Source organism: Streptomyces sp. CWNU-52B (assembly GCF_047444975.1).
Lineage (GTDB): Bacteria > Actinomycetota > Actinomycetes > Streptomycetales > Streptomycetaceae > Streptomyces.
Genome location: NZ_JBLFJV010000010.1, coordinates 43,553 through 56,723, shown reverse-complemented (window position 1 = coordinate 56,723; position 13,171 = coordinate 43,553). Strand labels below are relative to the sequence as shown.

General features: G+C 72.0%; 14 protein-coding genes. 5 read left to right on the top strand and 9 right to left on the bottom strand.

Translation table 11 applies throughout. From position 1 onward, the window contains the following. Window positions 1-8 precede the first annotated feature (8 nt). The 3 genes from ACLVWQ_RS12745 to ACLVWQ_RS12735 all read right to left on the bottom strand — a co-directional run bounded on the left by ACLVWQ_RS12745 (window position 9) and on the right by ACLVWQ_RS12735 (window position 4,373). On the bottom strand, window positions 9-1,394 hold the full coding sequence (locus ACLVWQ_RS12745) for a carboxyl transferase domain-containing protein (RefSeq protein WP_414108568.1): 1,386 nt from the start codon (window positions 1,392-1,394) through the stop codon (window positions 9-11). Continuing rightward, window positions 1,387-2,916, bottom strand: coding sequence for an acyl-CoA synthetase (locus tag ACLVWQ_RS12740; protein ID WP_414108566.1), 1,530 nt, complete (start codon window positions 2,914-2,916; stop codon window positions 1,387-1,389). Before ACLVWQ_RS12740 ends, ACLVWQ_RS12745 begins: the two co-directional genes overlap by 8 nt. 80 nt (window positions 2,917-2,996) lie before the next feature. Beyond that, window positions 2,997-4,373: an SLC13 family permease gene (locus ACLVWQ_RS12735; protein ID WP_414108565.1), complete on the bottom strand. Its 1,377-nt coding sequence runs from the start codon at window positions 4,371-4,373 to the stop codon at window positions 2,997-2,999. 268 nt (window positions 4,374-4,641) lie between these two features. Here ACLVWQ_RS12735 and ACLVWQ_RS12730 point away from each other — a divergent pair, with 268 nt between their 5' ends. Together ACLVWQ_RS12730 and ACLVWQ_RS12725 are read left to right on the top strand one after the other, a co-directional pair. Continuing rightward, window positions 4,642-5,364 (top strand): FadR/GntR family transcriptional regulator, encoded by a 723-nt coding sequence (locus ACLVWQ_RS12730; protein WP_414108564.1) that lies wholly within the window; start codon window positions 4,642-4,644, stop codon window positions 5,362-5,364. A 196-nt stretch (window positions 5,365-5,560) separates the two neighbouring features. After that, the gene (locus tag ACLVWQ_RS12725) at window positions 5,561-6,235 is read left to right on the top strand and encodes a Type 1 glutamine amidotransferase-like domain-containing protein (protein WP_414108664.1); all 675 of its coding nucleotides are present in this window, start codon (window positions 5,561-5,563) and stop codon (window positions 6,233-6,235) included. 63 nt (window positions 6,236-6,298) lie between these two features. Here ACLVWQ_RS12725 and ACLVWQ_RS12720 read toward each other — a convergent pair whose 3' ends face one another. Continuing rightward, window positions 6,299-7,309: a hypothetical protein gene (locus ACLVWQ_RS12720; RefSeq protein ID WP_414108663.1), complete on the bottom strand. Its 1,011-nt coding sequence runs from the start codon at window positions 7,307-7,309 to the stop codon at window positions 6,299-6,301. A 140-nt stretch (window positions 7,310-7,449) separates the two neighbouring features. On the opposite strand from ACLVWQ_RS12720, the gene ACLVWQ_RS12715 reads away from it, so the two are divergent. Beyond that, window positions 7,450-8,109: a TetR/AcrR family transcriptional regulator gene (locus ACLVWQ_RS12715; protein WP_414108563.1), complete on the top strand. Its 660-nt coding sequence runs from the start codon at window positions 7,450-7,452 to the stop codon at window positions 8,107-8,109. A 131-nt stretch (window positions 8,110-8,240) separates the two neighbouring features. Beyond that, complete coding sequence (locus tag ACLVWQ_RS12710; protein ID WP_414108561.1) at window positions 8,241-8,975, top strand: FMN-dependent NADH-azoreductase; 735 nt, start codon at window positions 8,241-8,243, stop codon at window positions 8,973-8,975. 22 nt (window positions 8,976-8,997) lie between these two features. Here ACLVWQ_RS12710 and ACLVWQ_RS12705 read toward each other — a convergent pair whose 3' ends face one another. Further along, entirely contained in the window at window positions 8,998-9,396 is a 399-nt protein-coding gene (locus tag ACLVWQ_RS12705) for a winged helix-turn-helix transcriptional regulator (RefSeq protein ID WP_414108559.1), read from the bottom strand. 176 nt (window positions 9,397-9,572) lie between these two features. On the opposite strand from ACLVWQ_RS12705, the gene ACLVWQ_RS12700 reads away from it, so the two are divergent. Beyond that, complete coding sequence (locus tag ACLVWQ_RS12700; protein ID WP_414108558.1) at window positions 9,573-10,505, top strand: ATP-grasp domain-containing protein; 933 nt, start codon at window positions 9,573-9,575, stop codon at window positions 10,503-10,505. Here the strand turns inward: ACLVWQ_RS12700 and ACLVWQ_RS12695 are convergent. The 4 genes from ACLVWQ_RS12695 to ACLVWQ_RS12680 are packed head-to-tail and all read right to left on the bottom strand — an operon-like array spanning window position 10,456 to window position 13,171. Further along, on the bottom strand, window positions 10,456-11,091 hold the full coding sequence (locus ACLVWQ_RS12695; RefSeq protein ID WP_414108556.1) for a hypothetical protein: 636 nt from the start codon (window positions 11,089-11,091) through the stop codon (window positions 10,456-10,458). The two genes, ACLVWQ_RS12700 and ACLVWQ_RS12695, sit on opposite strands and share 50 nt — an antisense overlap. Continuing rightward, window positions 11,057-11,908 (bottom strand): FkbM family methyltransferase, encoded by an 852-nt coding sequence (locus ACLVWQ_RS12690; RefSeq protein WP_414108555.1) that lies wholly within the window; start codon window positions 11,906-11,908, stop codon window positions 11,057-11,059. The genes ACLVWQ_RS12695 and ACLVWQ_RS12690 overlap by 35 nt, the downstream gene beginning before the upstream one ends. Then, complete coding sequence (locus ACLVWQ_RS12685) at window positions 11,905-12,246, bottom strand: Trm112 family protein (RefSeq protein WP_414108554.1); 342 nt, start codon at window positions 12,244-12,246, stop codon at window positions 11,905-11,907. Before ACLVWQ_RS12685 ends, ACLVWQ_RS12690 begins: the two co-directional genes overlap by 4 nt. Beyond that, window positions 12,146-13,171 (bottom strand): hypothetical protein, encoded by a 1,026-nt coding sequence (locus ACLVWQ_RS12680; protein ID WP_414108553.1) that lies wholly within the window; start codon window positions 13,169-13,171, stop codon window positions 12,146-12,148. Before ACLVWQ_RS12680 ends, ACLVWQ_RS12685 begins: the two co-directional genes overlap by 101 nt.

The window sequence follows — 13,171 nt, the reverse complement described above, 5'->3', positions numbered from 1 at the left end:
CACGCCCGCTACGAGGGCGGTGCCAAGGGCTCGACGACGCCGCGCACCACGCCCAGCTCCACCAAGTCCTGCGGCCGGATACGGAGTTGGTCGGCCGTGGCCCGTACCTCCGCCGCCGGGCGCTTGAGGATGGCGGCCGCCCACTCGGGGGCGATGACGGAGAAGTAACTGTCCGGCGTGGCCCACGTGTTGTCCGGTGCCGCGAGGGCCAGCGCACCGCCCGAGCCGCCCTCCCCGATCAGCAGGGTGGTGACCGGGGTCCGGGCGGCCGCCACGGCTGCGAACAGGTCCGCGATCGCCGCGCCCGCGCCCTGCCGTTCCGCCTCCGCGTCATTGGCGGCCCCCGGGGTGTCCACCAGCGTCAGCACCGGGATACGGAGCCGGTCCGCGAGCCGGATCAGCCGGGCGGCGGTGCGGTAGCCGGCGGGGCGCGTGGCGGTGCCGGTCTGGGCGGCGTAGGCGACCGTACGGCCGTCCTCGGGCCCGTTGCCGACGCCGATGCCGAAACCGCAGAGCATGCCGTCGTCGGTGCCGCCGCAGCGGTCGCCGCTGATCGCCGCGCGGTGCGCGAAGAGGGCATCCAAGTAGGCGTGCGCGTGCGGGCGTTCGGGGGCACGGGCGTGGTGCACGGCCTCCCAGCCGGTGGCCGGGAGGCCGGTGCGGGAGAGGGCCCGGGGAGGTGGCACGGGGTCGGCCGTCGGGTGGCTCAGCAGGCGCAGCCAGAGCGCGAGTGCGTCCGGCAGCTCCCGCTCCGGCACCACCGCGTCGACCGCGCCCGCCGCCAGCTGCGCCTCGGCCGTGTACGCGGCCGGGTCCGCGTCGGGCGGGCGGACCCGGGACCCTGCGAAGCCCACCTGCGCGCCCGGCAGCGCGAGGACCACGTCGGCGCCCGCGCCCAGGGTGGCCCAGCCGCCGCCCGTGGTGGGGTCGCGCAGGACGGCGATCTGCGGGAGGCGGGCCGCCCGGTTGAGCGTCGACTGCAGCGCCACACGCTGGAGTTGGACCAGCGCGCGCATGCCCTCCTGCATACGGCTGCCGCCCGTCGCGACGAGGGAGACGACAGGGAGGCGGTGTTCGCGCGCGTAGGTGTACGCGGCCTCCAGCCGGTCGCCCGTGCGCTCGCCCAGCGAACCGCCGAGGAAGCCGAACTCGAAGGAGATCAGCACGGCGGCGGTCGAACCGAGGGTGGCGGTGCCGCAGACGACGGACTCCTCCTCACCGGTGCGGTCCTTGGCGCGGGCCCGCGAGGCGTCGTAACCCTGCCAGGACAGGGGGCCGTCCGGCCCGTACGCACCTTCCGTGAACGGGCCTGTGGGGGCGGGTAGTTCGGTGAAGTCGGTGGAGACGAGGGTGATCGCCTCCCGGGCCGAGAACCGTCGGGAACCCTCAGTCATGAGTCAGCGCGCGCTTCATGATCTTGCCCATGTCGTTGCGGGGCAGGGCGTCGAGGTAGTGGACGACCCGGGGCCGCTTGTGGGGTGCGAGGCGGTCGGCCACATGGTCGGCCAACTCCTCGGCGGGCGGCCTGGACCGGGGGTCGGCGGGGACGATCCACGCCACGATCCGCTCGCCGAGGTCGGCGTCCGGTTCGCCCGTGATCGCGGCCTCCCGGACTCCCGGGTGCTCCAGGAGGGCGTTCTCGATCTCGCCCGCCCCGATCTTGTAGCCGCCGCTCTTGATGAGGTCGGTGGCCTTGCGGCCGACGATGCGCACGTACCCGTCGGGGTCGCGCACCGCCACGTCCCCGGTGCGGAACCAGCCGTCCTCGGTGAAGGCCGCCGCCGTCGCGTCGGGCCTGTTGAGGTACTCGGTGAAGAGGTTGGGCCCCCGGACCTGGATCTCGCCCACGCTCTCCCCGTCGTACGCCGTCACGGGGGTCGTCCCGTCCTCCTCCGTCAGCCGCAGCTCGACGCCGGGGAGGGGGAGGCCGACCGTACCGGCGCGGGGCTCGCCGTCGGCGCGGACGCTCGTGTTCATCAGGGTCTCCGTCATCCCGTACCGCTCGATGACCCGTCGGCCGGTCGCCTCCGCGATCCGCTCGTGGTCGTGCACCGGCAGGGCCGCGGAGCCCGACACGAGCAGCCGCGCCCGTGCCAGCGCCTTCGCGAGCGCCGGGTCGTCGGGCAGGGCCTCCGCGATCCGGTGGTACATCGTCGGGACCCCGAACAGCATGGTGGCGCCCGTGCTCAACTCCCTTGTCACGCCCGCTGTTTCGAAGCGGCCGAGATGCCGTACGGACCCACCGCGGCGCAACGGGCCGAGGATGCCCAGGATCAGGCCGTGCACATGGAAGAGGGGCAGGCCGTGCACGAGGACGTCGTCGCCGGTCCACTGCCAGGCGTCCTCAAGGGCGTCCAGGGTGGTGGCGACGGCCCGGCGGGGGATGACGGCGCCCTTCGGGGGGCCGGTGGTGCCGGAGGTGTAGACGATCAGGGCGGGGGAGTCCGGGGCGCCTGGAGCGTCCGGCGTGTCTGGGGCGTCCGAGGCGTCCGAGGCGTCCGGGGGTGCCGTCGGCCGCGGGGCGCGTACCGCACTGGTGGTGTCGATCTCGACGTCGACGCGGTCCAAGGCGTCGAGCGCGGGCGGCAGTCGGTCGTCCCGCCGGGCGAGCACCAGGGTCGGCGCGCTGTCCGCCACGATGTGGCCCAGCTCGCTCCCGCCCGACTTGGGGTTGAGCGGCACGGCCGGGACACCGGCCTGGAGCGCGGCGACCACGGCGACCGCGGTCTCCAGGGTGGGCGTGGCCCAGACGGCGATCCGCCCGGCCTCCGCGACCCGGGCGGCCAGTGGGGCGGCGGTCGCCGCGAGTTCGCCGTAGGTCAGGGAGCGGTCGCCGAAGCGCAGGGCGGGCCGGTGCGCGGCGGTGCCGTCCGGGTCCGCCAGTGCCTCGGTCAGGGCCGGGAAGAGAGGGGACACGCGTGCGTACTCCTTGCTGGTCGAGCGTCGGTCATGGGCGATCTGCGGCGGTCGTCGGCGGTCGTCGGCGGCCGGGGTCGTCATCCCCAGTCGGGCACGACCAGCGCGAGCCACACCACGGCGGGGACCACGGCCACCACGATCCCTCCATACACCATCAGCTGTCGGAAGAAGCGTTCCCGGTCGACACCGGGTGCCGCGGCGAGGACCAGGGCTCCGTTCGTCGAGAACGGGCTCACGTCCACCACGGTCGCCGACACCGCGAGCGCCGCCACCATGCCGACCGCCCCGATCTCGCCCTGCGCCAGGAACGGCACCGCGAGCGGGATCAGCGCCCCCATGATGCCGACCGAGGAGGCGAACGCGGAGATCAGCGCGCCGATGTAGCAGAGCAGCACGGCGGCGAGCAGCGGGACGCCGATGTCGCTGACACCCTCGCCCGCCCAGTCGATCGTGCCCATCTCGTCCAGGACACCGACGTACGTCAGCACACCGCAGATCAGCAGGACCGTCGGCCAGGCGATCTGGGTGACGGCGTTGCGGCTGTCCTCGGCCCAGAAGGTGCTGAGCAGCACGGCGAGGGTGATGGAGGTGAGGCCGGCGTCCAGGTCGAAGGCGAGCACGGCGACGACGAGGGCGACGAGGGCGGCGAGGGTGGCGATGCGGGCGGGGTTGAGCCGGGAGGCGTCGCCGTCGGTCACATCGGTTTCGCCGGTTCCTTCCGTTCCTTCGGCTTCGCCGCCTGCGCCGGGGCCCGTTCCGGAGCTCTTTCCGGAGCCGGTGGGCGTGCCGCCCGACTTCCCGGCTGCCGTTCTCGCCGTGGCGGCCGCTCCCGAGAGCACGCTGTCGTCGTTCCGCAGCTTCAGCCCGCCGAACACCACGAACACCACGCCCGCGATGACGAGGTTGACGATGAGCGAGGCGAGGAAGAGGGCGACCTCGTTGCCGGGGAGGCCCTCGCGTTCGACGATGCCGTTGACGATCGACCCGTAGATGCTGATGGGGGAGAAGCCGCCGCCCTGGGCGCCGTGCACGACCATCGCGCCCATCAGCAGCGGGCTGATGGAGTACCGGGCGGCGAAGCTCAGGGCGATCGGCGCCACGATGGCGACGGCGGCCGGACTGACCGCGCCGATCGCGGTGAGCGCGCCGGTCAGGACGAACATCACCCACGGGATCAGTACGACCCGCCCGCGCACGAGCCGGATGGAGGCGTGCACCAGCCAGTCGGTCGTGCCGTTGGCGCGGGCGATCGCGAACAGGTACGTCACGCCGACGAGCACCACGAAGAGGTCGCCGGGGAAACCGGCGAAGATCTTGTCGGCGTCGAGGTCCGCGACGAGTTCGCCGACTCCGAAGGCGGCGGCGAAGGCGAGGGCGCCCATGTTGATGGAGCGGGTGGTGGCGATCACGAACACCACGACGAGCACGAGGATCGATATCAGTTCGGCGGACATACGGGCTCCCGTCTTTGGGTCCCTTGTCGAGCGGAGGATGAGGGAGGGGAGAGGGGTGGGGGGAAAGAGTAGGGCTGGGGGGATGGCCGGGGGAGAGCGGTTCGGTCGGCCAAGTGGGTGAGTGGCTGAGCCACTTGACCAACGGGGTGCTGATTGGCCAAGTGGCTGAACCACATTGGGTGGCCGCCGTGGAGAGCGTCAAGAGAGATGACGTAAATTGGCTCAGCCACTCATCCACCAGACCGAGAGGTAAGGGGGAAGACCGGACATGACCGACGCACTGCGGCCCATGGGGTCCAAGCCGCGCCTGTACGAGCAGGTCCTCGACCGGTTGCGCAGCTACGCGGCCGAGGGCGGCCTGGGTGCCGGTGACCGCCTCCCGCCCGAGCGCGACCTGGCCGCGAGGCTCGGGGTCAGCCGCGCCTCCGTGAAGCAGGCCATAGTGGTTCTGGAGGTCCAGGGGCTGGTCGAGGTCCGCCACGGCGGTGGGACCTACCTCGTCGGCGACACCCTCGACGCGGAACCGGTGGAGCAACTCGTCGACCGCCGACGCCGGTTGCCCGACGTGCTCGACGCCCGGGAGGCCCTGGAGACCAAGCTCGCGGAACTGGCCGCCGAGCGCCGTACCGACGAGGACGTGGCCGCGATGGACTCCGCCCTCGCGCACATGCGCAACGAGATCACGGCGGGCGAACACGGCATCGAGGGCGACCGCTTGTTCCACGCGGCGGTCACGGCCGCCGGGCACAGCGGCATCCTCGCCGAGTTCATGCGGTCCATCGCCGAACAGATCACCGAGAGCCGCCACGAGTCGCTGCGGCAGCCGGGCCGGCCCACTCGCTCCCTCACCCAGCACCGCGCGATCTTCGACGCGATCGTGGCCCAGCAGCCGGGCCGGGCCGCCGCGGCGATGCGCAGACACGTACAGACGGTGGCGCGGGTGCGGCTGCTGGACTGGGACCCGGAGGGGGACGGGGAACAGGGGGCCTGACGGCGGTCGTGGGCGCCGTGAGTGTGACGACCGGCGGTTGCGGGCGGCGTCGTTAGGATCGGGAGCCATGACCGCGCCCATCACACCTGAGCCCGAATCCGCGCCGGAATCCGCGCCCGCCCTCTCATCCGCAGGGAACGGGCGGGAGCCCACGATCCTCGCCACCTCCGGCGGCCACCGTGCGGGTGCCCGGACGATGGTGGAGTTCGACGCGCTCGTGCACCACGCGGTCGACCTGTCGGGCGCGCACGGCCGCCGCCCCCGGGTGCTGTACATCGGCACGGCCCTCGGTGACGCCGAACACGTCACGGCCCGTATGACGGAGGCGGCCCGGGTGGCCGGTTTCGACCTGGTCCCCCTCCACCTCTTTCCGAGACCCAACCTCGACGACGTCGAGGGCACCGTCCTGGACCAGGACGTCGTCTGGGTGATGGGCGGCTCGGTGGCCAACCTCCTCGCGGTCTGGCGGGTGCACGGACTCGACACCGTCCTCCACAAGGCCTGGCGCTCGGGTGTCGTCCTCAGCGGGGTCAGCGCGGGTTCGATCTGCTGGTTCCAGGGCGGCACCACGGACTCGTTCGGCCGTGAACTGCGGCCCGTGACCGACGCGTTGGGCTTCCTTCCGTACGGCAACGGCGTCCACTACGACAGCGACCCGGGCCGCCGCCCGCTGATCCACGGCCTGGTGGCGGACGGCACCCTCCCCACCACCCACTGCACCGACGACGGGGTGGGCCTGGTCTACCGCGGCACGGAACTGGTCGAGGCCGTCACGGAGACCGCGGGCAAGGGCGCGTACATCGTGACCCGGGACGGCGACAGGGCCACCGAGGACCGCGTGGAGCCGCGCCGGCTGCCGGGCGTTTCCTAGCCGCTTCCGGCGCGGAGCGGTGGGTGGTGGCGCGGGCGCCATGGTCACCGCACGCGGCGCCCGTCACCTCCGATAGCGCTGCGCCACCGCCGCGAAGGCGGCCTTGGGCTCCCACTCCATGTCGGGGTAGGTCTGTCCCCGGCGCCCTTCGAGGAGTTTGACGATGCCCAGGCCGGCCCGGTCCAGATCGTCCCTGGGGTCGCCGTCCGGGCGGTGCGGGTAGCCGGGCAGGGCGAACAGGAACACGAACGCGCTGTCCACGCCCTCGGTCTCGAAGATCTCCAGCAGTTCGCTCAGATACGCGGCCTGGCCGGCCTCGTCACGCTCGTAGATGCCGTCGAGTCGTACCGGGGCCTTGGTCTCGGGGTCGTGCTCGACCACTTCCAGCACCCGCCCACCGCGGTCTCCCGCGCCACGGTAGGCGGCGGTGCCGAACCCGGTGATGGCGAGCGGCTTCGGGTCCTGGGCCAGGGTGCGCACTGCGTCCCGGAACCGGTCGGCGACCTCGGCGGAACGGATCAGCTCGAACGTCACGATGTCGAAGGGGGTCCAGTCGACCTGCTCGAACTGGACGGACGCGTAGGTGAGCCTGCCCCGGAAGCACTCGCGGACCGAGGCCGCCGCGTCTCGGAGGAACGCGTTGAAGCACACGCCGAGTTCGCGCAGCGCTTCTGCGCGCCGCTCGGGTTGGCCCATCAGCTGCTCGACGCGCTCCTCGGGGCTCTCTCCGGGCAGGAACCCCCGGTTCATCAGGCTCAGTTCGACCCCCGCGACGAACACGACCGCGGCCCCCTGCCGCCGGAGCCGTTCCGCTCGCTCGGCGCAGTCGCGGAAGAGCGCGAGGATCTGCTCCTGGTCCAGCTCCAGCGGATAGGGCGAGAACCAGATCTCCAGGCCGAGTTCGGCGGCGGCAGCGGCGGCCAGCTCCAGTCGGTCCGGGTCGCCGCCGATGATCTGGACCGCGTTGCAGTGCAGATCGTCACGGATGATGGCGAGCTCGCGCCGGACCACCGCGGGGTCGAAACGCTCGCGGGAGATCTGCCCGTGCGCCACGAATCCGGTGTCGTAGGTCATTCCTCTGGCTCGCATCGTGACGGCCCCTCTGTCGGTCGTGGTCGTGGTCGGGTCGGTCGGTCCCGGGTGGGCCGAGCCTGACAGGAAAAGTGCGTGCACGCAATTTTGCGTGCACGCACTCTGCGTGGAATGCTGGCACCGTGACGACACCACCAGGGCTGCGGGAGCGGAAGAAGCAGGCCACACGCGAGGCGCTGCGCGAGGCGGCCCTGCGGCTGGCCGTGGAGCGCGGACCGGACCAGGTGCGGGTCGAGGACATCGCCGAGGCGGCCGGGGTCTCGCCGCGCACCTACAACAACTACTTCGCCAGCCGCGAGCAGGCGATCGTCGCCGCCGTCACCGCGGACCGCGAGACGCGGATCGCGGCGGCGGTCGCGGCCCGGCCCGCGGGGGTCCGCCTGGCCGACGCCGTCACCGAAGCGGTGGTCGAGCAGTACACGAACACCGGCGAGCGTGAGCACGAGGCGCTGCTGCTGATCACCACCCGGACCGCGCTGCGCGCCGCGTTCCTCGAAACCACCGCCGACCTCGAACCTCCTCTCGCGGCGGCGATAGCTGAACACCTGGACGGCGCCGGAGCGCACACGGCCACCGCCCGCGTTCTCGCGGCAAGTGTGGCCGCGGCGGTTCGCGTCGTGCTGGAAGGCTGGCTCCGGCCGGCCGGGAGCGGGGAGGCCGCCGGGAGCCTCGGCGCCGGAGGGCTGGTCGTGCCCTCGGGCTCGCTGCCCGACCAGCTCCGCGCGGCGCTGACCCTGCTCGCGCCCGCGTTCGACGCCGTCGAGCGACGCACCCAGCCGTGAAGCCGGCCCGGCTGGGGTATGCGCGAGCGAACCGTACGTAGATTATGACGCACATTCTTATTCGGTACGGACACCGATGTGCCTTTTGTAGGCGATTCACCGGTGATGCATGCTGGGCCTGCGTGCACGTCATGAGCGCGTCGGAAGCCATAGACGTCTGGGAAGTCGAAAGCGTGTTGGCGGCCGTGGGTTTATCGGCACTGAGTGAATCGAGAGTCATGTCGTATCTGCTGCACATCGATGCCACGTCGTTCGACGCCGAGTCGATTTCGCGTCGGGTCGCGCGTTCGTTCCTGGACGGTTGGACGGGAGAGGTGGTCCACCGTGATCTGGCCGCCGCGCCGATTCCCCATTTGACCGCGGCGGGTATCTCGTCACGTCTGACGGATCCCGCCGGTCACACGCCCGAGGAGGCCGAGGCGGCGGCGCTGCAGGACGAGTTGGTCGAGGAATTCCTGGGAGCGGCCGGTTATCTCTTCACGGTGCCGCTGTACAACTACGGAATACCTTCGTCGTTCAAGGCGTGGCTGGACCAGGTCGTCATTTTCGGGCGTACGTATTCGATGCCGGACGGGCCGCCGCCGGCCGCCGAGCGTCCGGCTCTGGTGATCTCGTCACGGGGTGGCGCGTACGGACCGGGCGCGCCGCACGAGGGCCGGGACCATTTGGTGCCGAACCTGCGGGAGATCCTGGAACGGGAACTCGGCCTCGCGCTGGAATTCATCACCGTCGAGTTCGGCCTGGCCCCGGTGGTGCCGGTGCTGGCCCAGTTCAGGGGCCTGCACGACGCGTCACTGGCGGAGGCTCACGCGCAGGCCCGTAAGCACGGTGAGAACTTCACGTCGCGGCGGAGCCCGGCAGCCTGACGCCGACCGGAGCCGACGGCCGTCAGCCCGCCTGCGCCAGAGCCCGGTGTTCGCGGATCACGGCGTGATGGGTGGACGCCCACTGGACGAGCGGCGTGGCCACACCGAGGAGGCTCTCCCCGAGCGGGGTCAGGGCGTACTCGACACGGGGCGGCACCTCGGCGTACGCGGTCCTGGTGACCAGCCCGTCCTCACCGAGCTTGCGCAGGGTGAGGGTCAGCATCCGCTGGGAGACGCCGGGCACGGACTGCTGCAGATAGCTGTAACGGCGCGGCCCGCCCTGAAGGTTGGCGATCACGAGCAGGGACCACTTGTCACCGACCCGGTCCAGCACCTGCCGAATGAAATCCCCATGCTCGATCGGAAGCCGCCCGCACGCCTGTGTTCCAGCAGCGGCGGAGGTCGTGACATCACTGGCCATGGCGTTCGGGCTCCTTCGGGTGCGTCAGCGGGTGAGTAATCGATCGTGTGGCTACGAACAAAACGTAACTATAGTTGTTCCATGCGTGGTCCTACGGTGCCCGATTCCGTCACCGGGCGGGTTGTTAGCCTGCGATCTCAAGACCGACCAGACGTTCCAGTTCTGAGGAGCCCGCCGTGGCACGCAGTACGTTCCGTATCGCGCTGGTCACCTGCCAGGAGGTGCGGGAGTCGGGGTACGACCGTGACCTGCCCGTTCTCGCTGACGCGGTGCGGAAGGCCGGGGGCGACATCGACGTCGAGGCCGAGGTCGAGGTCGTGTGCTGGGACGATTCCGATGTCGAGTGGGGTGGTTTCGACCTTGTGCTGATCCGGTCCACCTGGGACTACAGCTGGCGGGCCGCCGAGTACCTGGCGTGGGCCGAGCGGTGCGGGGCTGTCACGACGCTGGCCAACCCGGCCGAGGTGGTGCGGTGGAACGCCGACAAGCGGTACCTGGGTGACCTCGCCGCCGCCGGGGTGCCCGTCGTCGACACCCGTTATCTCGCTCCGGGCGACCCGGTCGATCTGCCCGCCGACAGCGAGTACGTCGTCAAGCCGACCTCGGGGGCCGGCGCCCGGTATGCGGCGCGCTACACGCCGAAGGACCAGGAGGCCGCCGTACGGCACCTTGAGCGGATGCACGCCGAAGGGCTGACCGCGATGGTGCAGCCGTACGTCCGCAGCATCGACACGGCCGGCGAACGGGCCCTGCAGTTCTTCGGCGGGCGCTTCCTGCACGCCATCCGCAAGGGTGCCGTCCTCGAACCCGGCACCGCGTTCGACGATCAGAAGGTCCCGCACCCGAACCTGCGGACCTGGCAGCCGACCCCCGCCGAACTCGCCGTGGCCGAGCGCGCGTTGGCCGCCGTCCCCGGTGCGCCCGAGCTGCTCTACGCCCGCGTGGACCTGGTGGACGGCGACGACGGGACACCCCGCGTCATGGAGTTGGAACTCGTCGAGCCCAACCTCTTCCTCTTCCTGCACGAAGCCTCCGTGCCGGTTGTCGCCGAAGCCGTGATCAAGGCCGTTCGCCTGTCACCGCCACGCGCTGCAGCAGACCCCAGGTGAACTCCGCCGCGCAGTCCCGTCGTACGCCCGACGCGTCCGGCGCCGCGAACGCCAGCCCCCACCGCGTCGGCGCCGACCCCTCCAGCGGCCGGGCCGGTGCGAAGGCGCGGGCGGCCTCGTCGACCGTGCAGGACCAGGGCGCCAGGTCCGCCAGGGTGCGCAGCTCGGGGGCGGGGGCACCTGGAGCGCGGACCAGCCACTCGTTCCAGGCCACGCCGCCCGGGGCCACCAGCACCTCGAAGCGCAGGTCCGGCCAGAGCGGGACCGGCCACCGGAACGCCTCGCAGGACAGGTCGCCGATGCTGCGCGGTGTCACCGACTCCGGGTCACCGAGGATCGAGCGGTAGCGGGCGACCGAGCCCCTGCTCCGCGGCGCGTGCCGCATCGCCTGCCAGCGGCGGTTGGACTCGCGCATCTGGGCGACCGAGGCGCCCAGCGTGTGGCGGGCTTCCTCCACGAGGTCCGGGTTGTGGTCGGCCATCCGGCGCAGCAGGACCAGCTGGAAGTCGAGCGGCGTGAACGGGGCGGGCGGGGTGCCTGGGGTGCGCGGGCTAGCCGGTCGCTTGGCGGGGGGCATGCGTTCCATCCTGTCGTACACGCGGTACGTGCCGTGCGTGCCGTGCGTATCGCTCGCCCGGGAGTCGGCCGTCGGGGAGGAACAGCACCGAGTTCACGTACCGGACGTACCCCGGGCCCCGGAACGGCAGCACCCGGCGCAGCAGGCCCTGGGAGACCACGTGCGCGGCGCGCGCCTGGTGGGCCTCCAGGTCGAAGGAGGACAGCGGCAGCCAGGTGTCGCCGGGCAGCACCCAGCCCTCGTAACCCCGCTCGGAGAGGTACGAGACCACCGCGTCGACGGGCTGGATACGGGCCTCCAGCTCGATGAACAGGGCCGGGCGGTCCCGGGTGAGGAGGGTTCCCGCGCCGCGCAGCACCGCCAGCTCGTTGCCGTCCACGTCGATCTTGATGAAGTCGACGTCACGGAGGTTCAGGCTGTCCAGGGTGACGCAGGGAACGTCCAGGGCGCGGGCGTGGATGTCCCGCCGTACGAGGGACGAGACGCCCCGGTCGCCCCGGTCGCCCGGCGGCAGCCAGAGCCGGGCCGTGCCCGCCCTGTCGCTCGCGGCGGCGCGGACCACCTGTACGTTCCCGGGGGTCACGGCGGCGAGCAGCCGGGCCAGGTGCGGGACCGGCTCGACCGTCACCACGCGGCGCGCCCGGTCCGAGAGACGGCGGGTCCAGGGGCCGTACCAGCCGCCCACGTCCACCGCCGTGCCGCAGCCGCGCGGGCAGAGGTCGCCGAGCCGGGCCAGTTCGGGCTCGAAGCGCGGATAGACGAACCTGGCGGCCGCGGCGACCAGCCGCACCGGTACGAAGGGGACCAGACGGGCTGCCAGGGTCATGGCGTCATCGTCCCGGAGGCGGGGGACCGGGGCCCGCCGGCCTCGCCGTCCTCGCCGTCCTCGCTGACCTCGCCGTCCTCGGTGATACGCCGCAACAGTTCCTCGTGTTCGCGGTCCGTCACCTGCTCGCCGGAGGACGGCAGGAGCTGCGGGATCCCGTCCACGATGGGGTAGCGGCGGCGCAGCCGCGGGTTGTAGAGGGCGTCCCCCCTGCTCCCGGCGCCACCGGTGGCAACGTCAGTGATCTCCCGGCCCTCCGGCTCCTTTCCGAGGAGAAGCAGCGGCCCCTTGTCGAGCGGGCACGCCAGTATCTTCAGCAGCGGGTCGTCGGGGTTCATGACCTGGTAACTCCTTTGCAAGGGGCGGGGGTTGTGGAGGCTGCGGTGGCGGCGGGTCGTGCTTCGGCATCGCGAGGAGTACGGAGACCGCCAGCGCCGTACCGCCGATCCGCAACGCCAGCCGCAGCGGATCGGCGGGCAGCGTCTCGCCGAACGCGAGCGTGCCGAGCACCGCAGTGAACAGACACGTCACCGTCGTGCAGACCGGCACGATCAGCGAGGCCCGGCAGCGCTGCAGCGCCGCCTGCGACATCACCAGGCCGAACGCCCCGGTGAAGAGCAGGAGATACGGGTACGGGGAGCGCAGCACGCCGAGCACCGCGGCGCCGAGCCCGCCGCCGTCGAGGTGGCTCGACACGCCCTTGATGGCCAGCGAACTGACCCCGTACAGCAGGCCCACCGCCACCCCGTACTCGACGCCCGTCGTCGGCATGCGGTGCCGGTGGCGGGCGCGGCGCTCGGCGGACCCGTACAGCCAGACGCCCAGCGCGAGCGACGGCACGCAGAGCAGCAGGATCAGCGGTGCCGGGGCGCTGCGGCTGACCGTGTCGGAGCCCTCCTTGAGGGACAGCACCACCATGAGGAGCGCGAGGAGGATCGCACCGAGCGCGTACCGTTCGCGGCCCGAGGTCTCCTCGCCGAGCAGCACGGAGGAGAGCAGTACGAGGATGACGAGGCCGGAGACGAAGATGCCCTGCGCGGCGGCGATCGGCAGGGTGCGGTAGACGACGAGCTGCGCGCCGAAGCCCGACGCCAGGGCGAGGGACCCGCTGATCCACAGCGGACTGCCGAGCACCAGCCGCAGCAGCCGGGCGGGCCGGCGCACGCTCACCTCGGGCAGTGCTGCCAACGCCCGTTTCTCCAGGACGAATCCGGCGCTGTAGAGCGTGTTCGCCAACAGGGCCGCGGCCACTCCCCACCACAT